17 protein-coding genes are annotated in these 23,179 nt (G+C 70.7%); 5 read left to right on the plus strand and 12 right to left on the minus strand.

The window, feature by feature from the left end; translation table 11 throughout:
• Positions 1 to 55: 55 nt before the first annotated feature.
• From KJK29_RS08610 to KJK29_RS08620, 3 genes are all read right to left on the minus strand, one after another.
• Positions 56 to 814: an NUDIX hydrolase gene (locus KJK29_RS08610; protein WP_215118121.1), complete on the minus strand. Its 759-nt coding sequence runs from the start codon at positions 812 to 814 to the stop codon at positions 56 to 58.
• A 131-nt stretch (positions 815 to 945) separates the two neighbouring features.
• Entirely contained in the window at positions 946 to 2,814 is a 1,869-nt protein-coding gene (locus KJK29_RS08615; protein ID WP_370869123.1) for a glycogen debranching N-terminal domain-containing protein, read from the minus strand.
• A 674-nt stretch (positions 2,815 to 3,488) separates the two neighbouring features.
• Positions 3,489 to 5,165 carry a DUF4192 domain-containing protein gene (locus KJK29_RS08620; RefSeq protein WP_215118123.1) on the minus strand — a complete coding sequence of 559 codons (1,677 nt, stop codon included), beginning with the start codon at positions 5,163 to 5,165 and terminating at the stop codon, positions 3,489 to 3,491.
• A gap of 143 nt (positions 5,166 to 5,308) precedes the next feature.
• On the opposite strand from KJK29_RS08620, the gene KJK29_RS08625 reads away from it, so the two are divergent.
• Entirely contained in the window at positions 5,309 to 7,474 is a 2,166-nt protein-coding gene (locus tag KJK29_RS08625; protein WP_215118124.1) for a RecQ family ATP-dependent DNA helicase, read from the plus strand.
• Positions 7,475 to 7,819: 345 nt separating this feature from the next.
• On the plus strand, positions 7,820 to 8,434 hold the full coding sequence (locus KJK29_RS08630; protein ID WP_215118125.1) for a hypothetical protein: 615 nt from the start codon (positions 7,820 to 7,822) through the stop codon (positions 8,432 to 8,434).
• Between the two features lie 233 nt (positions 8,435 to 8,667).
• On the opposite strand, the gene KJK29_RS08635 is transcribed toward KJK29_RS08630, so the two are convergent.
• From KJK29_RS08635 to KJK29_RS08645, 3 genes are all read right to left on the minus strand, one after another.
• Positions 8,668 to 9,297: a hypothetical protein gene (locus KJK29_RS08635; RefSeq protein ID WP_215118126.1), complete on the minus strand. Its 630-nt coding sequence runs from the start codon at positions 9,295 to 9,297 to the stop codon at positions 8,668 to 8,670.
• 68 nt (positions 9,298 to 9,365) lie between these two features.
• The gene (locus KJK29_RS08640; protein ID WP_215118127.1) at positions 9,366 to 10,067 is read right to left on the minus strand and encodes a ribonuclease HII; all 702 of its coding nucleotides are present in this window, start codon (positions 10,065 to 10,067) and stop codon (positions 9,366 to 9,368) included.
• Between the two features lie 82 nt (positions 10,068 to 10,149).
• Positions 10,150 to 10,770 carry a TetR/AcrR family transcriptional regulator gene (locus tag KJK29_RS08645; protein ID WP_215118128.1) on the minus strand — a complete coding sequence of 207 codons (621 nt, stop codon included), beginning with the start codon at positions 10,768 to 10,770 and terminating at the stop codon, positions 10,150 to 10,152.
• A gap of 187 nt (positions 10,771 to 10,957) precedes the next feature.
• Here KJK29_RS08645 and KJK29_RS08650 point away from each other — a divergent pair, with 187 nt between their 5' ends.
• Positions 10,958 to 12,505, plus strand: coding sequence for an MFS transporter (locus tag KJK29_RS08650; RefSeq protein WP_215118129.1), 1,548 nt, complete (start codon positions 10,958 to 10,960; stop codon positions 12,503 to 12,505).
• A gap of 292 nt (positions 12,506 to 12,797) precedes the next feature.
• On the opposite strand, the gene KJK29_RS08655 is transcribed toward KJK29_RS08650, so the two are convergent.
• The 3 genes from KJK29_RS08655 to KJK29_RS08665 form a co-directional block, all read right to left on the minus strand.
• The gene (locus KJK29_RS08655) at positions 12,798 to 13,703 is read right to left on the minus strand and encodes an ADP-ribosylglycohydrolase family protein (RefSeq protein WP_215118130.1); all 906 of its coding nucleotides are present in this window, start codon (positions 13,701 to 13,703) and stop codon (positions 12,798 to 12,800) included.
• 12 nt (positions 13,704 to 13,715) lie between these two features.
• Positions 13,716 to 14,375, minus strand: coding sequence for a histidine phosphatase family protein (locus KJK29_RS08660; protein ID WP_215118131.1), 660 nt, complete (start codon positions 14,373 to 14,375; stop codon positions 13,716 to 13,718).
• A 156-nt stretch (positions 14,376 to 14,531) separates the two neighbouring features.
• On the minus strand, positions 14,532 to 15,137 hold the full coding sequence (locus KJK29_RS08665; protein WP_215118132.1) for a YdbC family protein: 606 nt from the start codon (positions 15,135 to 15,137) through the stop codon (positions 14,532 to 14,534).
• Positions 15,138 to 15,292: 155 nt separating this feature from the next.
• On the opposite strand from KJK29_RS08665, the gene KJK29_RS08670 reads away from it, so the two are divergent.
• On the plus strand, positions 15,293 to 15,826 hold the full coding sequence (locus tag KJK29_RS08670; protein ID WP_215118133.1) for a TerD family protein: 534 nt from the start codon (positions 15,293 to 15,295) through the stop codon (positions 15,824 to 15,826).
• An 89-nt stretch (positions 15,827 to 15,915) separates the two neighbouring features.
• Here KJK29_RS08670 and KJK29_RS08675 read toward each other — a convergent pair whose 3' ends face one another.
• Positions 15,916 to 18,795, minus strand: a complete 2,880-nt coding sequence (locus KJK29_RS08675; RefSeq protein ID WP_215118134.1) for a vitamin B12-dependent ribonucleotide reductase — start codon at positions 18,793 to 18,795, stop codon at positions 15,916 to 15,918.
• Positions 18,796 to 18,959: 164 nt separating this feature from the next.
• Positions 18,960 to 19,520, minus strand: a complete 561-nt coding sequence (nrdR, locus tag KJK29_RS08680; RefSeq protein WP_215118135.1) for a transcriptional regulator NrdR — start codon at positions 19,518 to 19,520, stop codon at positions 18,960 to 18,962.
• 632 nt (positions 19,521 to 20,152) lie between these two features.
• On the opposite strand from nrdR, the gene lexA reads away from it, so the two are divergent.
• Positions 20,153 to 20,932: a transcriptional repressor LexA gene (lexA, locus tag KJK29_RS08685; RefSeq protein ID WP_215118136.1), complete on the plus strand. Its 780-nt coding sequence runs from the start codon at positions 20,153 to 20,155 to the stop codon at positions 20,930 to 20,932.
• A gap of 187 nt (positions 20,933 to 21,119) precedes the next feature.
• Here the strand turns inward: lexA and KJK29_RS08690 are convergent, their stop codons facing one another.
• On the minus strand, positions 21,120 to 23,096 hold the full coding sequence (locus KJK29_RS08690) for an ATP-dependent DNA helicase (RefSeq protein ID WP_215118137.1): 1,977 nt from the start codon (positions 23,094 to 23,096) through the stop codon (positions 21,120 to 21,122).
• Positions 23,097 to 23,179: the final 83 nt, after the last annotated feature.

Here is a 23,179-nt window from a genome sequence, read left to right on the forward strand (position 1 = left end):
GGCAGGGCAATCACCACTGTCCGGGCTGTGGGCGGGTCGCGTTCCAGGCCCGGCGTCACACCTCGGGGCGCAGCATCGGAGGGTTGAGCAGCGTCGCGCCCCCTGCCCGGAAGAGCTGGGCCGGGCGGCCGCCCTGGCGGGTGGTCGTCCCACCGGTGGGGACCAGGAAGCCCGGGGTGCCCGTGACCTTGCGGTGGAAGTTGCGCGGGTCGAGCGCCACGCCCCACACCGCCTCGTAGACGCGACGCAGCTCTCCGACCGTGAACTCGGGCGGGCAGAAGGCCGTGGCCAGCGATGAGTACTCGATCTTGGAGCGGGCTCGCTCCACTCCGTCCGCCAGAATCTGCGCGTGGTCGAAGGCCAGCGGGGCTCCCGGTTCGGCGTCACGCCCGTAACCGCCCTGCTGCAGCAGTTCCTCGACCGGAGCCCAGCGCGCGTTGCTGGCGTCGCCGCCGGCTCTGGGCGCGGGCAGGTCGGGAGCGAGGGCGAGGTGGGCGACACTGACGACCCGCATCCTGGGGTCCCGCTTGGGGTCGCCGTAGGTGGCGAGCTGCTCCAGGTGTGCGCCGTTGTCCTGGGCGGGGACGGCAGGGTCGTGGACGCGCAGCCCTGTCTCCTCGGCCAGCTCACGCGCCGCGGCCTGTGCCAGGTCCTCGTCGGCCCGTACGAAACCGCCGGGAAGCGCCCAACGCCCCTGGAACGGTGGTTCGCCCCTGCGTACCGCCAGCGCACACAGGGCATGGCGACGCACGGTCAGTACGACCAGGTCCACGGTGACGGCGAAGGGCGGAAACGCTGACGGGTCGTAGGGCATGCGGCGATCATAGTCGTCTGCCTGACGATAAACACTCCCTTCGTGGCTCGCTTCGCTGACTGATCCACTTCGGTCGGGTATGGGCTTCACTGTCGGCTCCCGGTGATCCGGAAGTGACCTGTTGTGGCAGGTCAGGCACCCAGCTGCAGTCCGTCGGCCGCCTCCTCGACCATGACGAGGCCGAGCCGGCTGACCCGCACGGAGAACGGGGCGCCCACCACGCGCAGCCCCGTGAAGCCGACCTTGCCCAGGGGTGCGCTGCGCACCGGGCGCAGGGTGACGGTCCCGGCCGGGGCGTCGGGGCGGATCCCTGCGAGCGTGGTAAGCAGCAGGACTCCGGCCGCCGCCGGGGTGGCCGCGGGGCGGCAGGCCGCAGGGTGCGGGAGGGGAGCGCTTCCCTCCGTACGCTGTTCGCCCGCGTACATCTCGGGCAGGCGGTGGCCGAAGGTCTCGGCGGCCTCGAGTACGCCGCGCAGCAGCGAACTCGCCTCCTTCTCGTAGCCCGCGGCGGCCAGACCGGCGACGGCGAGTGCCGTCTCCTGGATCCGTACGGCCCCGGCGCGATGGCCGAACGGGTTGAATCCCGGTTCCTTCGCGCCCAGTCCACGCAGACCCCAGCCCGAGTCCATGACGGGGCTGCCGAGCAGCCGGGCGAGCTTCTCGGTCTGGACCTTGTCGAGCAGACCGGGTGCCAGGGCACCCCCGCCCAGCAGCCCGGTGTCGAGGAGATGGACGGCGGCCACACCAAGATGAGGCACGGGCCTGCCGTCGGGGGCACGTGCCGCCGCGGGCCTGCCGCCCCCGCGGTCGTCGAGCCAGAAGTCCTCCCGGAAGGCGGGCCGTAAGACCTGCGCCCACTCCCGGAGTGCCGCTGCTCCGGTACGGCCGCAGGCGTCGAGCAGATCGGCACCGAGCAGTGCGGCGCGGTGCGCGTGGGCCTGTGTCTCGCAGCGGATGGGTCCGCCCGGGTGCGGGTCGCGCAGGTACACGTTGTCGCCCACCGTGGTCCGCAGCCAGGTCAGGCAGCGCTCGGCGACGGGCAGCAGTTCCTCCGTCTCCTGTTCGCCGAGCCCCCAGCGCCGGGCTTCCGCGAGCAGGACGGGGAAGAGCAGTGTCGCCTCCGTACCGGTGCACTGCGGCGGAAGGTAAGGCCCGGCGTCCCGTCTCGGGCCGGGGATCATCCCGAACTGCGGTCCCGGTCCGGTGAGTTGGGTCCGGGCGAGGATCCGCAGCGTTCCCGCTGCCAGGCCGGTGCCGAGCGGCAGGGCCATCCGGGCGGCGACGAGCGCATCGGCGGGTGCCAGACCGCAGCGCCAGGGTGCCCCGGCCGCGAGATGGGTGTCGGCGGGGTTCGCGGAGTCACGCAGCAGGAGGGCCTGGAGGTCCTCGATGCTGGTCCGTAAGAGGGCGGCGACTCTGGGGTCGTCGCCTTCCGCGCACGCCGCGGCCAGGGGGCTGGTCGCTGCACGGCCCACGGCGCGGAGAGGCCCCGCGCCATCCTGCCGCACCCGCAGTTCCAGGCTGCTGCTTCCACCCGGCGGCAGGTCGAGCTCCCACCGCAGCAGCCCGGCCGAGGCCAGGGCGTCCGAGGGAGGTGGTTCGGCCGTGACGGACGCGTTGCCGGTGGGGCAGGTCCAGCGCAGGCCGGAGCTGTGGACGCTGGCGGGCAGTTCGGGTCCCGCGGTGCCCGAGGCGATCGAACCGAGGTCGGCCAGGTCGGTGCCCAGGGTCACCTCGACCGGCAGGCGCATGGGTCGGTGAGCCGCGCTGTGCAGGGTGATCCGCTCCGTGCCGTCCGCGAAGCGGTTGCGTTCCACGATCACGTCCGGGTCCGGGCCGGCCTGCGGGGACGTGCGGAGCGTGCCCACGAACCTGGCGCGGTCGGCCGAGGCCATGCGGGCCTGCACCGCGAGAGGTTCCCGCCCGCCCACACGGATCTCGCACCGGGAGAGCACGCGCCGACCGCCGCGGTAGAACCCCTCCAGCCCCCGGCCGGTCATCTGCCCTTCCTCCGTCGAGATGGCCAGGCCGGGAAGGGCGACACAGATCATCGCGGTGTGGGCGGGCGGCAGGTCGGCGGACCAGCGCAGTCCGGGGATCGTGGCACCCCGGGGCGGGGGCGCGTGGCCCGTGGGCGCGGGCGCCCGGCCCTGAGCCGAGGGCGGTGCTGCTGAGCCCTGCCCCGACGTGGATCCGGGGCGGCTCTGGCCCGCCCATCGGGGCGACGAACGGCCCGGGCCCGGCGGCGAGGGGGCGCGAGAGTCCGGACCGGTGGGCGGCGAGACGCGTGAGGCACCTCCAGGGAACCGGGGCCCGTAACCGTCGACACGGGCCACGGATCGTGGAGGGGTGCTGCCCTGATCCCCCGACCGTGGAGCCCCGGCCCCCGGCGCGAAGGGCGTCGTCGGCGGAGGACCGTCTGTGGGGCGGCGGTTACCGGCAGCGGAGGAGGGCGGAGTCGGCTGTTGCATGGGAAGGCTTCCTCTGCGCTCTGTGCGCCTCGATCGGGTTCGGCGCCGGTGCCGGAGGGCTCCGACGGGACAGGGGCGGTGCGGCGTCACATCCCGTCCAGGCGTTCCGCCACTCAGGTGAACGTCGTGGGTGTCCTCCGGGTCACGCCCGCGCCTCGGCCCTTGTGCCTCAAGGCCATCCGGCGACAGGGGGTGGCGGGAAGTCACCCCTCCCCCTCCGTACCGTGGCCGGGCTGGACGCTTTCCTGCCCCGCGTCCCGGCAGGAGGCGGTTGCCCTCCGTGAGGCACGCGGACGGGTACCGCCCGCGCGCGCACTGCCGGGCCGCGCGGGCCCCGTCGTCGCACGCTCGGGGCGTGTGCCGGCTTCCGCGGCGCCGGCCGGGCGCGTGGTGCCTGCCGGCTTACGCTCGAGCGCGAGAGGCGTGCTCGTGTCGCGGCCGGTGCGGGTACGGCCGGAGGCGGTGTCGGCGGCACCGGTAGTACGGGAGCGGCGGCGACGGGAGGGCGCCGCCGCAGGCTTGGGTTCGGGGTCGGGCTGCGGCGCCACTGTCTCTTGCTCAACAGCTTCGGCGGCGGCGTGCGCACGGATCATGGCGTGGTCGACGACCGCTCGCCCACGGCCGTCGCGTTCCGCTCGCAGGCAGGAGCGGATCGATTCCGGGTCGAGGCCTTCGTTGCAGGCCTGGTGCAGGAGACGGGCGAAGAGGTAGTCGGGATCCGCGCCCAGGGCCATGGCGAGGGCTTCCCTGGCCTCCAGCTCGTCGCCGGTGGACCAGGCGACCCAGCCGGCGAGAGTGAGCGGCGCGGCGGCGTGCTCGCCGTAGGGTCCGACGCAGCGGCGGGCCAGCGTCCGCCAGAGACGAAGGGCACGTGCGGCCTCGTCTCCCTCCATCCACTCGGCCGCGCGGTCGCGGGTCGCGCGGTCCTGGAGACCGAGGATCAACCGTGCGGCCTCGTCGTATCCGAGAAGTTCGTCGTCGCGGAGGTCGGCCAGGAGCATGCCGGAAACGGGCCTCGCCTTGGCGAAGCGGTCCAGGACCCTCCCGGCCAGTTCCAGCGTCTCATCGGCCACGGAGGCGCGGCCCACCTCGTCCAGGAGCCTCGGGACCAGCGCCATGCTGGCGGTGTCGAGAGCCGTCTCCTGTTCGAGGGCGGCGGCGTTCTCCCAGGGCAGCAGCCGGGCCCGCAGCTCCCTCAGCGTGCCGCGCACCTGGATCCCCGCGTAGGTGGCCGCGGCGGCCAGCACGGAGGTGCCGGGGAGGCCCATGGGTGCTCCCACCTGCGGGCAGCATGCCGCGTTGTCACAGCAGTACGACCAGTAGCGCCCCTCCGAGATGCACAGCGCCTCGACCACCACCACGTCCCGGGAGCCGCACTCGACGCGCAGCCTCTGGGCCAGCGGCCTCAGCCGCTCCATGACCTGCTGCCCGGTCTCGCCCTTCCGCGGCTCCTGGCAGAGGAAGGCGACCATCGACTCGGGCCTGGCCCCTCGGCGCTCGCTGCCCGTCACCAGGCCGTGGGCCAGTTGTCCGGCCGCGGACGGCCAGTCGTCCGCGTTGGCGGGGATACCGAGCCGGGCCCGCCCTCCGAACCGTCCGCGGCCGTCCTTGTCGTGCAGGGCGACCAGGACGATGCTGTCCTCGGGGCGGTATCCGAGCAGATACGGCAGGGCGTCGGCCAGTTCGGCCGGGGTGCGCAGGGTGACCTGATGCTCGCCGCCGTGACCGTCGTGCGCGGGGCCGGGGACGTGCTGTCCGGCCGTTTCGCCCGCGTTCGGCTCCCGCTTCCGCTGCCCACCGTCCTTGCGGTTGCCCGGTGCGTCGGGCCCGGTGATGTCGCCGTTCTCGGGGGAGCCAGTCGCTTCGCTGTGGTTCGTCATGCGGAGACGATCTCCCGGAATCCGCAGCTCCGGTTTGCCCTGTGGATAACTTCGATCAGGGGCACGTCACCCGGAGCCTTCCGGCTCTCGCTTCTCCCGGTGCACCGCTCCCGTTGTCACTGCCGTCCTGTTTCATGGGACGCATGGAGCACACGAGCAACGCGGATCTACGGGCGGCGGCCGACACGGTCCTCGCCCGTCTCGTCGGGGACGTCTCGGGAGGTGCCCGGCTGCGCGAGGACCAGTGGCGGGCGATCGAGGCGCTGGTCGCCGACAGACGACGTGCCCTGGTCGTCCAGCGCACGGGATGGGGCAAGTCCGCGGTCTACTTCGTGGCGACCTCGCTCCTGCGGGCGCGGGGCAGCGGCCCGACGGTGATCGTCTCCCCACTGCTCGCCCTCATGCGGAACCAGGTCGAGGCGGCGGCCCGAGCCGGCATCCACGCCCGGACCATCAACTCCTCGAACACCGAGGAGTGGGAGGCCGTCCAGGCCGAGATCGCCGCGGGAGAGGTGGACGTCCTGCTGGTCAGTCCGGAGCGGCTCAACAACCCGGACTTCCGGGATCAGGTGCTGCCCCGGCTCGCGGCCGCCACCGGGCTCCTGGTGGTGGACGAGGCCCACTGCATCTCCGACTGGGGCCACGACTTCCGGCCGGACTACCGCCGGCTGCGCACCATGCTCGCCGACCTCCCGCCCGGTGTGCCGGTGCTCGCGACCACGGCCACGGCCAACGCGCGCGTGACGGCCGATGTCGCGGAGCAGCTCGGCACGGGCGGCAGCTCGGACGCCCTCGTGCTGCGGGGCCCACTGGACCGCGACAGCCTGAGTCTGAGCGTGCTGCGGCTGCCGGACGCCGCGCATCGGATGGCCTGGCTCGCCGAGCACCTCGACGAACTGCCGGGCTCAGGGATCATCTACACACTCACCGTGGCCGCCGCCGAGGAGGTCACCGCCTTCCTCCGGCAGCGCGGGCACACGGTCTCCTCGTACACGGGCAAGACGGAGAACGCCGATCGCCAGCAGGCCGAGGAGGACCTGCTCGCCAACAAGGTGAAGGCGCTGGTCGCCACCTCTGCGCTTGGCATGGGCTTCGACAAGCCCGACCTGGGCTTCGTGGTGCACCTCGGCTCGCCCTCCTCCCCCATCGCCTACTACCAGCAGGTCGGCCGCGCGGGACGCGGTGTGGAGCACGCCGAGGTGCTCCTGCTCCCGGGGAAGGAGGACGAGGCGATCTGGAAGTACTTCGCGTCGCTCGCCTTCCCCTCGGAAGACCTGGTGCGCCGCACGCTCGATCTCCTCGCGCACGCGGAGAAGCCCTTGTCGCTGCCCGCCCTGGAACCCTTGGTGGAACTGCGCAGGTCCCGGCTGGAGACCATGCTCAAGGTCCTCGACGTGGACGGCGCGGTCAAGCGGGTCAAGGGCGGTTGGATCTCCACCGGACAGCCTTGGACGTACGACGCCGAGCGGTACGCGTGGGTGGCGCGTCAGCGGGAGACCGAGCAGCAAGCCATGCGCGCGTACGCGTCGACGGCGGACTGCCGCATGGAGTTCCTGCAGCGCCAGCTCGACGACGAGGCCGCCAAGCCGTGCGGTCGCTGCGACAACTGCACGGGCCCGCGCTTCGTGGCGGAAACGTCAGAGGAGGCACTCGACGCCGCGCGCGTGGACCTGGGCCGGGCGGGAGTCGAGGTGGAGCCCCGCCGTATGTGGCCCACGGGGCTGCCGGCGATCGGGGTGGACCTCAAGGGCCGTATCCCGGCCGGCGAACAGGCCACGTCGGGGCGGGCTTTGGGGCGTCTGTCGGACATCGGCTGGGGCAACCGGCTGCGGCCCCTGCTCGCACCCCAGGCCCCCGACGGGCCCGTTCCGGACGACGTGGCGAAGGCCGTGGTGGGCGTGCTGGCCGACTGGGCCAAGGGCCCGGGTGGCTGGGCGGCCGGCGCGTCGGAGGCCCAGCCGCGCCCGGTCGGTGTCGTGACTCTGCCGTCCCGCACCCGCCCCGCGTTGATCCACTCTCTGGGGGCGCGCATCGCTGAAGTGGGTCGGCTCCCGCTGCTGGGTGCCATCGAGTACACCGGCGACGCGTACCCGAGCTCCCGGAGCAACAGCGCCCAGCGGCTGAAGGCACTCGACGGCGCTCTGACCGTGCCGCCCGCTCTCGCCTCCGCCCTGGCCGAGGCCCAGGGCCCGGTCCTCCTCGTGGACGACTACACGGAGACCGGGTGGACCCTCGCGGTCGCGGCCCGCATGCTCCGACGCTCCGGTGCGCAGGGGGTGTTGCCGCTCGTGCTGGCCTTGCAGGGCTGACGACCGAGCCTCCGGTGCAAGGTGTCCACCCCGGAGTACTGGGCACCCGTGACCTGACCACCCGCGCACGCCTCTGGACGCCGCGCACCCTCGTGGCGTACGAACGTGTCGTGCTCGAACGCCCCATGGGTGGCCCGGCGGCGCACTGGGTAGGGATATTAGCCGCGCATCATCTGATAACGGTCGGCGGCCTCAATTGCTCGTTGCCGCATCCAAGTTCGACAGGAAGAATTGAAGTCCGCTCCCGCACGGCGCGCCCGCCGATCCGGTAGGGCTTCGCTGCGGTGCGCGCTCCCAGGAATCCGACCTCGCCCGCAGTGTGGGCGCGTAGCCGAAGGGAGGACCGTGACCTTCGGATTCGCTCCGGCCTCGGCAGCGGCGTCGTCGTCCGCCGCTTCCGCCAACCGCTTGCTCGAACCCGCGGAATGGGCCGCCGCCGGGATCCCACTGTTGCGCGACCCCCGTGAGGTCGTCAGCGGACTGCATGCCCGGCACCACCCGCAGCCGGCGACGGCTGTCGTCGCCGTGCTCGACCAGGACGAGCGGCTGCGGGCGAGCGCCTCGTTCGTACGCCGCCCGGCCCCGGCCGACGGCTGGATGTTCCGCAACGTGCTGCTCGCACAGCTGCGCCGGGTCATCCCGCACGATCTGCGGCGCCGCACTCCGGTGCGGACCGCGGTGCTGCTCTACTGCCGTGAGGGCGACGCGCGTTGGACGGAGGAGGACGGCGCGTGGATGTGGGGTCTGCGCGACGCGTGCACCCTGCACGGGCTGCGCTGCGGGGCGTACATCACGCTGACGCGTGACGGCTGGCAGGTCCTCGGCGAAGGCCGGGGCGGACGCCGCCCTCACTCGGCCTCGGCACCGGAGCCGTTCGCCACGTCCGAGGCGGCGCCACCGCTGCCGCGCACCGGTGGCGCCGCCTCGGAGGTCCTGCGCCGCGCGGCGGCGGCCCGCTGAAGCCCACTGGCCAGACCATCCCGCACGGGTGTTGTGCCGTGCCCTCAAGGCACGGCAATACGAGCCCGCGTGACGACCCGCGCAGGGCCGCAGGACGCCTTCGCCAACCGGACAAGGCCCCTACGCAGCAACGGCGTTCAGTTCTCCGGGCATGCAGAAACGCCCACCGTGCGGAGCCGCCGTAGCGGCGCCTGAGGCCCTCCTCAGCGTCCGGCCGGACGCTGAGGAACGGCTCAGACGCCCGCGCCCAGCACCGAGTTGATCTGCTGCGGGTCACCGCAGACGATCAGCAGGGTGTTGGCCCGGGAGTGGGCCAGGGCCAGGGCGCTCGCGGCTACGGCCTCGGAACCGCCGTTGACGGCGACCACGACCACCGGACGCGACGCGGCGCGGGCCGCGATGGTGGCGTCCGTGTAGAAGACGTCGTCACTGGCGTCGTGCTGGGCCCAGTAGGAGGTCTCGCCGAAGGACAGCTCGTGGGTGGCCCACGGGTGCTGTTCGCCGGTCGTGATCACCAGGACGTCGCTGGGGGCGCGACCGGAGTCCAGCAGCAGGTCCACGGCCTCCTCGGCCGCGTCGAGCGCGCCCTGTGCGGAAGCCGGGATCAGCTGGATCTGCGGGGCGGCCGGAGCGGCGGCACCGGCGGCGGGCCCGGACGGGCCGGGCTTGGCGGCTGCGTCACGCGGCGCACGTTGCACGGGCGGCGCGGGCCGGAGAGGGCCTGGACGACCGGGACGCGACGGGGCCGCGGGACGGGGGCCGGGTACGGGACGGGGGGTCGGCGCGGTGCGGCCGCTGGCCGGAGTGGCGCGGGGACCCTGGGCACTCTCGTGAATCTGAGGCTCCTCGGGAATGAGAGGCATGAGTTGATATTTATCAAACGCTGGTACGGCCCGCGTCGGCGGGTGGCGCATGAGTGCGAACGAAACCGTCAGAAATCGAAGCCGAGCTGACCCTCGATTTCCGGAACACTTCCGTCCGCCCAGCTGCGGACCTTCTTGAGGTGCCGCCACTGGGGCAGCGCATCAAGATACGCCCATGACAACCGGTGGTAGGGGGTGGGGCCCCGCTCCGCCAGTGCGGCCTTGTGCACGGGGGATGGATACCCGGCGTTGTCCGCAAAACCGAAGTCTGCATGGTCGATACCCAGTTCGGCCATCATTTTGTCGCGCTGAACCTTGGCGATCACCGAGGCCGCGGCCACCGCCACGCAGGACTGGTCGCCCTTGATCACCGTACGGACCCGCCAAGGCGCACCGAGATAGTCATGCTTGCCATCCAGGATGACCGCGTCCGGGCGGACCGGCAGGCCATCCAGCGCACGCCCCGCAGCGAGGCGCAGCGCGGCCGTCATCCCCAGTTCGTCTATCTCCTCCGGGGAGGCATGACCCAGGGCGTACGACGTCACCCACGTCCGCAGCGTCTCGGCGAGTTGGGTGCGTCGCTTGATGGTGAGCAGCTTCGAGTCCGTGAGACCCTCGGGCGGCCGGCGCAGTCCGGTGATCGCAGCGCAGACGGTGACCGGGCCGGCCCACGCGCCGCGCCCCACCTCGTCGACACCTGCAACGATCTTCGCTCCGGTCGTGGCTCGAAGGGAGCGCTCGACGGTGTGAGTAGGTGGTTCGTACGGCATGGCGCCCCTAGGTTACGCCGCCCGGAAGCGCCCGCGACACCCCGGCCCACCCTGGCGGCGTCACACCCCTCGCGAGCCCCTGTCAGGAGCCGCCCGGCCGCAGCAGCGGAACCATCAACTCGTCGATCATCTCCTCGATTTCATGATCCTGCCATTCGCAGCCGCACATCTTGGAGCGATACATCATCATCGCCGGGATGGCATCGAAGACATAGCCGTTCGCGGCATCGGGACGCACCTCTCCACGCCGCATCCCGCGCTCGATGACCTCTCGCAGCATCTTGATGGTGGGCTCCACGACCCCGTCGAAGATCACGGCATGAAACCGCTCGGCCTGCGTCGTGTCGCATTCGTGAATCACCGAGCGAAGCGCGACGCCAGGACGGGAGAACATCGCGTCCCGGGCTCGCAGACACAGCACCAAGAGATCCTCGCGCACCCCACCCTCGTCGGGCGCCTCGTCGAAATGCGGCAGACCGGCACGCAGAGCGTCGGCGACAAGATCCTCCTTCGACGGCCAGCGTCGGTAGACCGCGGCCTTGCCGGTCTGGGCTCCGGCGGCGACGCCCTCCATCGTCAGGCCGTTCCAGCCGACGGTGCTGAGTTGATCCAAGGCGGCGTCGAGGATCGCGCGCTCGAGCACGGCGCCGCGGCGGCGGGCGGCTGTCTGAGCGGGGGCATCCACCCAGCTCGGGGTAACCATCTGACTCTCTCCAACGACCAGAGAAGCGGGGATTTCGGGGATATGGGGGCGTGCCGGACGGCGGCAGAGGGGGACATGCCGAACAACAACGCCGCGAGTGAACGCTTGCGTTCACTGTCGGGGACTCACTACCGTTGACGCGGCAGTGAACGCGAGCGTTCACTAACGCACTCGTGGGGGACCCATAGTGACAACCTCTCCATTGCTCCAGGACCAGAAGCCAGGTGCGGCCCGCCGGGAAGGACACCCCGGCATCGCACTCACCGTCATCGCGGCCTGCCAACTCATGGTGGTACTCGACGCGACGATTGTGAACATCGCGCTCCCGCACATTCAAGACGCGCTCAAGTTCAGCACCACCGACCTCACCTGGGTCGTCAGCTCTTACACACTCACCTTCGGCGGTCTGCTGCTCCTCGGCGGCCGCGCCGGTGACATCCTCGGCCGCCGCCGGGTCTTCATGACCGGCATCCTGCTGTTCACCCTCGCCTCGCTGCTCGGCGGGCTCGCCCAGGAGCCCTGGCAGTTGCTCGCCGCACGGGTCCTGCAGGGCGTGGGGGGCGCCATCGCGTCGCCCACCTCGCTGGCACTCATCACCACCACGTTCCCCGAGGGCCCGGAGCGCAACCGGGCCTTCGGAGTCTTCGCCGCCGTGTCCGCCGGCGGTGGCGCCATCGGCCTCCTCGCCGGCGGCATGCTCACCGAGTGGCTCGACTGGCGCTGGGTGCTCTTCGTGAACGTGCCGATCGGAGTGCTGATCGCCGTACTCACACCGCTCTACATCAGCGAGTCCGACCGGCACACCGGCCGGTTCGACATCGCGGGTGCGGTGACCTCGACCACGGGCATGGCGTCCCTCGTCTACGGCTTCATCCGGGCGGCTGACGAGGGGTGGCGGGACAGCCTCACCATCGGGTCCTTCGGCGCCGCGGTGGTCCTGCTCCTGGCCTTCGGGATCATCGAGTCCCGGGCCAAGGAACCGATCACCCCGCTGCGGATGTTCGCCGACCGCAACCGCTCGGGCACCTACGTCATCATGCTGAGCCTGGCCGCGGCGATGTTCGGCATGTTCTTCTACATCGTGCTGTTCGTGCAGAACGTGCTCGGCTACAGCCCGATCGAAGCGGGGCTCGCCTTCCTGCCCGTGACGGTCGTGATCGCGCTCGGCGCGGGTCTCTCGCAGCGGTTCCTGCCCGTGCTGGGCCCCAAGCCGTTCATGATCGCCGGCTCGACGCTCGCGATGATCGGACTGGCCTGGCAGGCGCTCATCAGCTCCGACAGTTCCTACGCGAGCGGGGTCCTCGGTCCGATGCTGGTGTTCGGCTTCGGCATGGGGCTGAACTTCGTGACGCTCACGCTCACCGCCGTCTCCGGTGTCGCCCCGCACGAGGCGGGCGCCGCGTCCGGGCTGCTCAACACGACGCAGCAGGTGGGCGGATCGCTGGGCCTGGCCATCCTGACGACGGTCTTCGGCACGGCGACCCGGGACGAGGCGGAGAAGCAGCTTCCGCAGTTCATGGCCGAGGGCTCCGCGGAGCAGAAGGCGGAGTTCGCCCGTACACAGCAACTGCCCGCCCCGTGGGGGCACGAGGTGTTGGCGCAGGGCATCTCGACGGCCTTCATCCCGGCGGCGGCGATGGCCGCCCTCGCCCTGGTCACGGCCTGGCTGGTGATCCGGGTCCGCAAGAGCGACCTGGAGGCACTCGCCGGGTCGGCCGGACCGGGACTCGGCTGACACGACAGCACCACGAGCCGGCCTCGGCGGCTCGCCGACAGGCGTGCGACATGCCTGGCGGCGGCTGTCGGGCCGGTTGGGGACCCGGTTACTCCCTGGACGGCACACAAGAGCGCCCCACCAGTGGATCAGAACCGCGAGCAGGACTGCCATGTTCACCCCCCATCGCTCCACTCCGGTGCCTGCGCGCCCTGCTGGCTCGCACAGCGGATGTCACGACAACGAGCGGCCGATTACGGAGAGTTCCCGGGGTGTACGGAGAGTTTCCGAAGAGACGCAAGAGGCATTACCGCTAGACCGACGCGGGCACCCACTCCGGAAGCGGTTCCGTCCGCTCCACCCACTCGGCGGGCGGTGCCCCTGCCTTGCCCGCGGCGATCACGCCGCCGACGATGGCGCAGGTGGTGTCGACATCCCCGCCGACCTGCGCGGTCGTCCAGAACGCCTGCTCGTAGTCACCGAGGCTCCTCGCCGCCGACCAGAGGGCGAAAGGCACGGTGTCGTGGGCGGTCGTGCGTCGGCCGCACCCCAGTACCGCCGCCACCGTGGCCGGGTCGCCGTAGTCGAGCATGTCCCGGGCCCGGCGCAGCCCCGCGCCCACGGCACTCTTCGGCACCAGGTCGATGACCCCGTCGAGGAGGGCCTCGGCGCCGGGCGGCCCGTCGGGGTCGGCCGCGAAGGCGGCGGCCGCGGCGACGGCCATCGCGCCGACGACCGCCTCACGGTGCTGGTGGGTGGTGTAGGCCGAGATCTCCGCCTGGTGGGTCGCCTGCTCCGGGTCACCCGCGTACCAGGCGCCCAGCGGGGCGATCCGCATCGCGGCGCCGTTGCCCCAGGACCCCTGGCCGTTGAAGAGCGCGGCGGCGAGTTCGCGCCAGTCCCCGCCCTCCCGGACGAGTCGCAGCAGGCGGTTGACCGCGGGGCCGTAGCCGCGGTCGAAGTCGTGGTGCTCGGCGAAGGAACGGGCCAGGGCGTCCTGGTCGACGCGGTGGTGGGCGGCCAGGACGGCGACGACGGAACCGGCCATCTCCGTGTCGTCGGTCCACTGCCAGGGCCCGGACGGCACCTCGCGGCGCTTCAGCAGGGGGTAGTTCACCGGCACGAAGTACTGGGAACCCAGGGCGTCACCGACGGACAGTCCGCGCAGGCTGGCCAGGGCGCGGTCCAGGCGCCCTTCGGGGGAGGAGTCAGCGGTCATCGCCCTGCCACTCTATCCGGTGATCCCGTAGGGTTCGGGATCTCGCCAGCGGTCGAACGGCCGGTCAAGCGTGTACTTGCCGTCCTCCCCCAGAACGAGCATCCGCACCTCGCCGTTCCCCGGGTTCGCCAGCGACTCGAACTCCGCGACCGTCCAGTGGAACCACCGCATGCAGAACAGCCGCATGGCCAGACCGTGGGTCACGATGAGGACGTTCGGCGGGTGGTCGGGGTCCTCGAAGCTGCGGAACAGGCTCTCCAGGAAGCCGCCGACCCGGTCGTAGACATCGGCGCCGGACTCGCCCTGGGCGAAACGGTAGAAGAAGTGGCCGTACGCGTCCCGGTAGGCCTTCTGGAGACGGACCTCGTCCCGGTCCTGCCAGTTGCCCCAGTCCTGCTCGCGCAGCCGGGGCTCCTCGCGTACGCGTATGAGGTCGGGGTCGAGATGGAAGGAGCGCAGCGTCTCGTGCGTACGGCGGTAAGGGGAGACGTACACACTGACGCGCTCACCGCCGAACCGTTCACGCAGCCGCTCGCCCGTCGCCTCCGCCTGTCGCCGGCCCTTCTCGGTCAGCGACAGGGCGTGGTCGGGTACACGCTCGTACACGGAGTCATCAACATTGCCCGTTGACTCGCCGTGCCGGACAAGGACGATGCGCCGTGGTCGTGCCATGCCAAGACCCTAGATCGGGTGAGCGCTTGCGCAGCACTCATACCCCACCCATACAGCGTAGGTCACACAGATCCTGCACCACGGGTCCCACAGGTCGCGCCCATCGCCACCCGGAACCAATCCATCCAGACTGTTCTGAATCGGACCGTTCCCGAGTCAGACGGTCCAGCTCGACTCCATACCCACGATGTCCCCGGTGAGCGCCGCCACGTCCGCCTCTGTCTGGGCCCTCAGGGCGAGCCGCTCCACACGCTCGGTGCGGTACTTGCCGTGCTCGGCGTCCGAGCGCCACATCGACAGCACCAGGAACTCGTGCCCGGGCGCCTCGCCGAACAGCCCGCGCACCATGCCGGGAGAGCCGGCCATCGCCGGGTTCCAGACCTTCTCCTGCATGAGCACGAAATGCTCGGCCCGCTCCTCGTGGACACGGCAGAGCGCCACCCGCAGCAGGTCGGCGTCCGTGAAGCGCGGTTCGAAGCCGGTCTTCACGTCGAAGCGGTAGTCGAAGAGCCTGACCTGAGCGTCCTTGAAGGTGCCCGACTGGGCCGTCGCCAGCCGGTCGTGGGACCGCGCCATGAAGGAGTCGTAGAAGGCACGGCTCTCCCAGAACGCGAATATGTGTGCCACATCCGGCCGCCCCCGGCTCCATCCACCCCCCTGCCCGCGAAACCCCGGCTCCCCCAGAAGCCCCGCCCACTTCCGCTGCCCCCGCTCGAAACCGCGGCGGTCCACCACGGTGCAGCGAATCCACTTGACCAGCACCGCGCCATGGTAAGGCCACGGAGCGTGGCGTCGGTCACTCTCGGCCGGACCGCTCCTCCACGCGCGCACCCGCACGCGTGGCAGGATGGACAAACAGTCGTAAGCGCCCGGCAGTTGGGGCGAGCAGGCGGGTCGGTACGGGGAAGGGGACTCTGGTGGACGGGCTCAACAAGGGACTGAGCAAGATCGAGATCGCGATGAGGTGGGATCCCAGTCCGGCGGGGCAGCCGTCCACCGATCTGGACCTCGTCGCGGCGACGTACCTGGCGGACGACCCGTACGGCGATCCCGCCTATGTGGTGCACTTCGACAGCCGCTCCCCCGACGGCACCATCTACCTCAACCGGGACAGCAAGGACGGCCAGGGCTTCGGCTACGACGAGGTCATGATGCTGGAACTCAACCGCCTCGACGACCGTTACGCGCGCGTGGTGGTCGGTGTCGTCATCCAGCAGCGCCCGGCGGAGCGCACCTTCGTCAGCGTGGTCAACCCCGGCCTGCGGATCCGCGAGGGGTACACGGTCCTCACGGAGGACGACTTCGGCGGTGTCCTGGGGGCGACGGCCGCGACGGTCGCGGAGTTCGCCCGGGAGGGCTCCGGCCCGTGGACCTTCCACTCCGGCATCCGTGGTTTCGAGGGCGACCCCGTGACCTTCACCAGGACGATGGGCGCGGCACGCCAGGCGTGAGCGCCATGCGCGACATCCGCAGCCTGTGACGACAAGAGGGGCACCGCCCGAAGGCGGTGCCCCTCTGTCATCGGCTCATGCCCTCGGCGTCAGCTGCAGCCGCTGGTCGAGCCGCAGCCCTCGCAGATGTAGCACGAACCGGCGCGCTGCATCTTCGTGCCGCAGGAGAAGCACAGCGGGGCGTCGGCCTGGATGCCCAGCTGCATCTCCACCAGTTCGGCGCTGGTGTGGGCCTGCTGCGGGGCCGGCTGGGCCGCCGATTCGTTCGCCGGCGGGGTGACGGCCTTCAGCTCCTGGGCGCGCGGCGCCGACTGGGCCAGGCCCTCGACGTCGACCTCGTCCTCGTTCGGCTCGTACGAACCCGTTTCGAGGTGACGCTGGCGCTCATCGGCGGAGTGGATGCCGAGCGCGGAGCGCGTCTCGAAGGGCAGGAAGTCCAGCGCCAGGCGGCGGAAGATGTAGTCGACGATCGACTGCGCCATCCGCACGTCCGGGTCGTCCGTCATGCCGGCCGGCTCGAAGCGCATGTTCGTGAACTTCGAGACGTACGTCTCCAGGGGGACGCCGTACTGGAGGCCGACGGAGACCGCGATGGAGAAGGCGTCCATCATGCCCGCGAGGGTCGAGCCCTGCTTGGACATCTTGAGGAAGACCTCGCCGAGACCGTCGTCCGGGTAGGAGTTGGCGGTCATGTAGCCCTCGGCACCGCCGACGGTGAAGGACGTGGTGATGCCGGGACGTCCCTTCGGGAGGCGCTTGCGGACGGGGCGGTACTCGACCACCTTCTCGACCTTGGCCTCGACGGCTGCGGGCTCCTCGGCCTTCTCCTCCTCCTTCTTCTTGGCGGAGAGCGGCTGACCGACCTTGCAGTTGTCGCGGTAGATCGCGAGCGCCTTGACGCCCAGCTTCCAGGCCTCGAAGTAGATCTCCTCGACCTCCTCGACGGTCGCCGACTCCGGCATGTTGACCGTCTTGGAGATGGCGCCGGAGATCCACGGCTGGATCGCGGCCATCATGCGGACGTGGCCCATCGCGGAGATGGACCGGTCGCCCATGGCGCAGTCGAACACCTCGTAGTGCTCGGGCTTGAGGCTCGGGGCGTCGATCACGTTGCCGTAGTCGGCGATGTGGGCGACGATCGCCTCGATCTGCTCTTCCAGGTAGCCGAGGCGGCGCAGGGCCTGCGGCACGGTGCCGTTGACGATCTGCATCGAGCCGCCGCCGACCAGCTTCTTGAACTTGACCAGCGCGAGGTCCGGCTCGACACCGGTGGTGTCGCAGGACATCGCGAGGCCGATGGTGCCGGTCGGGGCGAGCACCGACGCCTGGGAGTTACGGAAACCGTTCTTCTCACCGAGACGGACCACGTCCTGCCAGGCCTCGCTGGCGGCGGCCCACACCGGGGTGTCCAGGTCGTCCATGCGGACGGCCGTGTCGTTGGCGTCCGAGTGCTGCTTCATGACGCGCTTGTGGGCGTCGGCGTTGCGGGCGTAGCCGTCGTACGGTCCGACGACCGCGGCGAGTTCGGCGGAGCGCCGGTACGCCGTGCCGGTCATCAGCGAGGTGATGGAGCCGGCGAGGGAACGGCCGCCGTCGGAGTCGTAGGCGTGGCCGGTCGCCATCAGCAGGGCGCCGAGGTTGGCGTAGCCGATGCCGAGCTGGCGGAACGCGCGCGTGTTGTCGCCGATCTTCTGGGTCGGGAAGTCGGCGAAGCAGATCGAGATGTCCATCGCGGTGATGACCAGCTCGACGACCTTCTGGAAGCGCTCGGCCTCGAAGGACTGGTTGCCCTTGCCGTCGTCCTCGAGGAACTTCATCAGGTTCAGCGAGGCCAGGTTGCAGGACGTGTTGTCCAGGTGCATGTACTCGCTGCACGGGTTCGACGCGGTGATCCGGCCGGACTCGGGGCAGGTGTGCCAGTTGTTGATGGTGCCGTCGTACTGGATGCCGGGGTCGGCGCAGGCCCACGCGGCCTCGGCGATCTTGCGGAAGAGCGCCTTGGCGTCGACCTCCTCGATGACCTCGCCGGTCATCCGGCCGCGCAGCCCGAACTGGCCGCCCTGCTCGACCGCGGTCATGAACTCGTCGTTCACGCGGACCGAGTTGTTGGCGTTCTGGTACTGGACGGACGCGATGTCGTCGCCGCCCAGGTCCATGTCGAAGCCCGCGTCCCGCAGGATGCGGATCTTCTCCTCTTCCTTGACCTTGGTCTCGATGAAGTCCTCGATGTCCGGGTGGTCCACGTCGAGGACGACCATCTTGGCCGCACGGCGGGTGGCGCCACCGGACTTGATCGTTCCTGCGGAGGCGTCGGCGCCGCGCATGAAGGAGACCGGGCCGGAGGCGTTGCCACCGGAGGACAGGAGCTCCTTGGAGGAGCGGATCCGGGAGAGGTTCAGGCCGGCGCCGGAGCCGCCCTTGAAGATCATGCCCTCTTCCTTGTACCAGTCGAGGATCGACTCCATGGAGTCGTCGACGGCCAGGATGAAGCAGGCGGAGACCTGCTGGGGCTGCTTGGTGCCGACGTTGAACCAGACAGGGCTGTTGAAGCTGAAGATCTGGTGCAGGAGGGCGTACGCCAGCTCGTGCTCGAAGATCTCGGCGTCAGCGGGAGAGGCGAAGTACTTGTGGTCCTCTCCGGCCTTCCGGTACGTCTTCACGATGCGGTCGATCAGCTGCTTGAGGCTGGTCTCGCGCTGCGGGGTGCCGACGGCACCGCGGAAGTACTTGCTGGTGACGATGTTGACCGCGTTCACCGACCAGAACTCGGGGAACTCGACGCCGCGCTGCTCGAAGTTGACCGAGCCGTCGCGCCAGTTGGTCATGACGACGTCACGGCTCTCCCACGCCACCTCGTCATAGGGGTGGACCCCAGGGGTGGTGTGGATGCGCTCGATACGCAGGCCCTTGTTCGCCTTGGTGCCCTTGGCGCGGGAACTCCGTGCCGGACCGCTCGCCGTCTCTGTCATGCCGCCTCCCTGTACGGGCGAAAACGCCCTGAAGTGCCCCGTTGTTCCCGTGGCACGGTGTTCTGTCTGGTGTTGCGGGCATCCACTCGCGTCGCCCGCAACAGGTCTTCACATCGCCGCCGCCCGGCCGGGCCCGGAGCTGCCGTCCGGATCCGGCCCGCCGGTCAGTCGGCGGTGGCCGCGGGCTCGGGGACCTTCGTCGTCCCTCCGGGCCCGCGATCGTCTTCCTGGCTCCCCGCACCCGTGTCCTCGCGGTCGCCGTCGTCCGCGTCGGGGCGTCCCGTCTCTTCCCTCAGTTCCGCGATGGCCGCCTCGAAGTCCTCGAGCGAGTCGAACGCCCGATAGACGGAGGCGAATCGCAGATAGGCGACGAGATCGAGCTCCTGCAACGGGCCGAGAATGGCCAGCCCCACGTCGTGGGTGGTCAGCTCGGCGCTTCCGGTGGCCCGCACCGCCTCCTCGACCCGCTGGCCGAGTTGGGCGAGCGCGTCCTCGGTGACGGGCCGCCCCTGGCACGCCTTGCGCACACCATTGATCACCTTGGTGCGGCTGAAGGGTTCGGTGACTCCGGACCGCTTGACCACCATGAGCGAGCACGTCTCCACGGTCGTGAAACGACGGGAGCAGTCAGGGCACTGGCGGCGCCTGCGGATCGACGTGCCGTCGTCGGTCGTACGACTGTCGACGACACGGCTGTCGGGGTGCCTGCAGAAGGGGCAGTGCATGAACTCCCAACCCTCCTCACAGCAGACTCAATGGCCTCGCCGGGCATCTCGCGCCCCACGAAGCAGTCCCAAGCATAGGCGATGACCATGGGCACTGAGACCCGGGGGACCACAACTTGTGGGCTGCTGCTGCAATCCAACCACTAGATGTGGGGATTGGCTCATACATCCACGCCGTCCACGCGTGTCGCACGCGTAGCCGCAGGTGAGGCGCGACCGGCCGAGCCACACCGGCCTCGGCCGCACACCGCGGCCCCGTTGTTCGCGCGCGAACGGACGCACCACTCGCCCACGACCGCTTCCGTCCACGCACGGCCGTATCGCCGCGGCGCATGCGGAGATACCGTGGGCGCCGCGAGGAGGGGGCGTGGGACTCCCGCACAGATGGCCGCCGGTCCCAGGGCAGGGGAATGCCGGATGGCAGACTGGGGCAACAGTCCACGAGGCGATCACCCCGGCGGTGAAGAGTACAGCAATGGACCTTTTTGCCCGCCAGGAAACGCGGCAGCCAATACACCCGGACACATGATCGCGTCAGTCGATTCGCGATTTTTCACTCGAACGTGTGTTTGGCGCAACCTTTCGAAACCAACTACCGTTGTCCAGCAGGGAGACCATCGAGAGGGGCCGACGTGACCACCACCGCAGACAGTGCCACCATCACTGCCCAGGACCGCTCCCAGGGCCGACTCGAGCCGGTGCACGCGATGAACGAAGTTACGAACCCGGAGGGGCACAAGCGCTCCTTGCCGGGACGACCTCCCGGCATCCGGGCTGACAGCTCCGGACTCACCGACCGCCAGCGCCGCGTGATCGAGGTCATCAGGGACTCAGTGCAGCGGCGCGGCTACCCGCCGTCGATGCGGGAGATCGGTCAGGCCGTCGGCCTTTCCAGCACCTCCTCCGTCGCACACCAGCTGATGGCACTGGAGCGCAAGGGCTTCCTGCGCCGCGACCCGCACCGTCCGCGCGCCTACGAGGTGCGCGGCTCGGACCAGGCCGCGTCCGTGCAGCCCACGGACACCGCGGGCAAGCCGGCCGCGTCCTACGTCCCGCTGGTCGGCCGTATCGCCGCCGGTGGCCCGATTCTCGCCGAGGAGTCCGTCGAGGACGTCTTCCCTCTCCCCCGCCAGCTCGTCGGCGACGGTGAGCTGTTCGTGCTGAAGGTCGTCGGCGATTCGATGATCGAGGCCGCGATCTGCGACGGCGACTGGGTCACGGTCCGCCGCCAGCCGGTCGCGGAGAACGGCGACATCGTGGCCGCGATGCTCGACGGAGAGGCCACCGTCAAGCGCTTCAAGCGCGAGGACGGCCATGTCTGGCTCCTGCCGCACAACGCGGCCTACGAGCCGATCCCCGGCGACGACGCGACCATCCTCGGCAAGGTGGTGGCCGTACTGCGCCGCGTCTGACGCCACGCACCGCGTCGGGTGGGCCCAGCGGGCCCACCTTCAGACCGGGCCCCGGGACCCCTGCGCCGGTTCCGGGGCCCTGTGCTGTCCGGGGCCGGTACCCGCGGGTCAGCCTCAGGCTCGACCCTCAGTGGTGGGGTCGGGTGCTGGAGGGGGCCGGTCCGCAGGCACGGACAGCCCCCGCGACTCATCCGGCTTCCGTCTGCTGCGCCGCCGCGTCGATCGCCGCCAGCGACTTCCGCACCTGATTACGGTCGGCCGTGAACCAGAAGTCGGGCATGGACGCCTTCAGATAGCCGCCGTACCGGGCCGTCGCGAGCCGCTGGTCCAGCACGGCGACCACACCGCGGTCGCCTGACGCCCGTACGAGACGGCCGGCGCCCTGGGCCATGAGGAGCGCGGCGTGGGTGGCGGCGACCGCCATGAAACCGTTGCCACCCGCTTCCTCCACGGCCTTCTGACGGGCGCTCATCAAGGGGTCGTCGGGACGCGGGAACGGGATCTTGTCCATCACGACCAGCTGACAGCTGGGCCCGGGTACGTCCACGCCCTGCCACAGCGACAGCGTGCCGAACAGGCAGGTCTTCGGGTCGGCCGCGAAGTTCTTGATGAGCTCGCCGAGCGTCTCCTCACCCTGGAGGAGGATCGGGAACTCCGGGATCCGGGAGCGCAGTTCCTCAGCGGCCAGTTGGGCTCCCCGCATGGAGGAGAACAGGCCGAGGGTGCGGCCGCCCGCCGCCTGGATCAGCTCCGTGAGCTCGTCGAGCATGTCGGCGCGATCGCCGTCCCGCGCGGGGCGCGCCAGGTGTTTGGCGACGTACAGGATGCCCTGCTTGCGGTAGTCGAAGGGCGAGCCGACGTCGATGCCCTTCCACTTGGGGAGGTCGTCGCCCTCGGTGCCCTCGGGGGCTAGGCCGAGGGAGGCACCGACGCCGTTGAAGTCGCCGCCCAGCTTCAGCGTCGCGGACGTCAGGATCACGGAGCGGTCCGCGAAGAGCTTCTCCCGCAGGAGACCCGAGACGGACATGGGGGCGACGCGCAGGGAGGCTCCGAAACGGTCGTGGCGCTCGTACCAGACCACGTCCCATTCGGAGCCGTTCGTGATCCGCTCCGCCACGTCGTGCACGTTCTCCACGGAAGCCAGGGCCTGCTTGCGGATCGCGTCCTCGTCCTGGACGGACTTGTCGCGGGTCGCGCCGATCGCGGAGATGACGGTGCGGCACGCGTCGCGCAGGGCCATGAGCGCGTAGCCGAGGTCCTCGGGGATTTCCTCGAGCCGGCCCGGCAGCGCCAGCTCCATCAGCCGCTCGAACCCCTCGGAGGCCGTCTGGAGCTGGTCCGCCGCCTTCTCGTTGACGAGCTTCGCGGCGCGGCGCACCGCGCGGCTGACCTGGCCGGGGGTGAGCTCCCCTGTCGCGACTCCGGTGACCCGGGAGACCAGCTCATGGGCCTCGTCGACGATCAGCACCTCGTGCTGCGGAAGGACCGGGGCGCCCTCGATGGCGTCGATGGCAAGCAGCGCGTGGTTGGTGACGACGACGTCGGAGAGTTTGGCCCGCTCGCGGGCCATCTCGGCGAAGCACTCCGCTCCGTAGGCGCACTTCGAGGCACCCAGGCACTCCCTCGACGACACCGACACCTGGGCCCAGGCCCGGTCCGAGATACCGGGCGTGAGGTTGTCACGGTCCCCGGTCTCGGTCTCGTCGGCCCAGTCCCGCACCCGCAGCAGGTCCTGACCCAGCTTGCTGGTGGGAGCGGCCGCCTCGAACTGGTCGAAGAGGCCCTCTTCCTCGTCCTGTGGGACGCCCTCGTGCAGCCGGTGCAGGCACAGGTAGTTCGACCGGCCCTTGAGCATCGCGAACTCCGGGCGGCGGCGCAGCAGGGGGTGCAGCGACTCGACCGTTCTCGGCAGGTCGCGCTCCGCCAGCTGGCGCTGCAGGGCCAGGGTGGCGGTCGCGACGACCACGCGCTCCCCGTGCGCGAGCGCGGGCACCAGGTAGCCCAGCGACTTGCCGGTGCCGGTGCCGGCCTGGACCAGCAGGTGGGAGCCGTCGTCGATCGCTTCCGCGACGGATTCGGCCATGGTCACCTGACCGGGGCGCTCCGTACCGCCGACGGCAGTGACGGCGGCATGCAGGAGTTCGGGGAGCGAGGGCTTCGTCATAGCGCGACCACCCTACGACCCGGCACTGACAATCGGGCGATCAAGGCGGGGGCGGGGGACGGGATCAAGACCTTGGGCTCCTC

The organism is Streptomyces koelreuteriae (genome assembly GCF_018604545.1).
Classification (GTDB): domain Bacteria; phylum Actinomycetota; class Actinomycetes; order Streptomycetales; family Streptomycetaceae; genus Streptomyces; species Streptomyces koelreuteriae.

Bases quoted from the DNA above. Each gene is read 5' to 3' on its own strand.
- KJK29_RS08620 (WP_215118123.1), bottom strand. From the start codon at position 5,165: ATGACGAACCACAGCGAAGCGACTGGCTCCCCCGAGAACGGCGACATC.
- KJK29_RS08655 (WP_215118130.1), bottom strand. From the start codon at position 13,703: ATGACCGCTGACTCCTCCCCCGAAGGGCGCCTGGACCGCGCCCTGGCC.
- nrdR (WP_215118135.1), bottom strand. From the start codon at position 19,520: ATGCACTGCCCCTTCTGCAGGCACCCCGACAGCCGTGTCGTCGACAGT.
- KJK29_RS08615 (WP_370869123.1), bottom strand. From the start codon at position 2,814: ATGACCGGCCGGGGGCTGGAGGGGTTCTACCGCGGCGGTCGGCGCGTG.
- KJK29_RS08675 (WP_215118134.1), bottom strand. From the start codon at position 18,795: ATGACAGAGACGGCGAGCGGTCCGGCACGGAGTTCCCGCGCCAAGGGC.
- KJK29_RS08640 (WP_215118127.1), bottom strand. From the start codon at position 10,067: ATGCCGTACGAACCACCTACTCACACCGTCGAGCGCTCCCTTCGAGCC.
- KJK29_RS08690 (WP_215118137.1), bottom strand. From the start codon at position 23,096: ATGACGAAGCCCTCGCTCCCCGAACTCCTGCATGCCGCCGTCACTGCC.
- KJK29_RS08645 (WP_215118128.1), bottom strand. From the start codon at position 10,770: ATGGTTACCCCGAGCTGGGTGGATGCCCCCGCTCAGACAGCCGCCCGC.
- KJK29_RS08625 (WP_215118124.1), top strand. From the start codon at position 5,309: ATGGAGCACACGAGCAACGCGGATCTACGGGCGGCGGCCGACACGGTC.
- KJK29_RS08610 (WP_215118121.1), bottom strand. From the start codon at position 814: ATGCCCTACGACCCGTCAGCGTTTCCGCCCTTCGCCGTCACCGTGGAC.
- KJK29_RS08635 (WP_215118126.1), bottom strand. From the start codon at position 9,297: ATGCCTCTCATTCCCGAGGAGCCTCAGATTCACGAGAGTGCCCAGGGT.
- KJK29_RS08660 (WP_215118131.1), bottom strand. From the start codon at position 14,375: ATGGCACGACCACGGCGCATCGTCCTTGTCCGGCACGGCGAGTCAACG.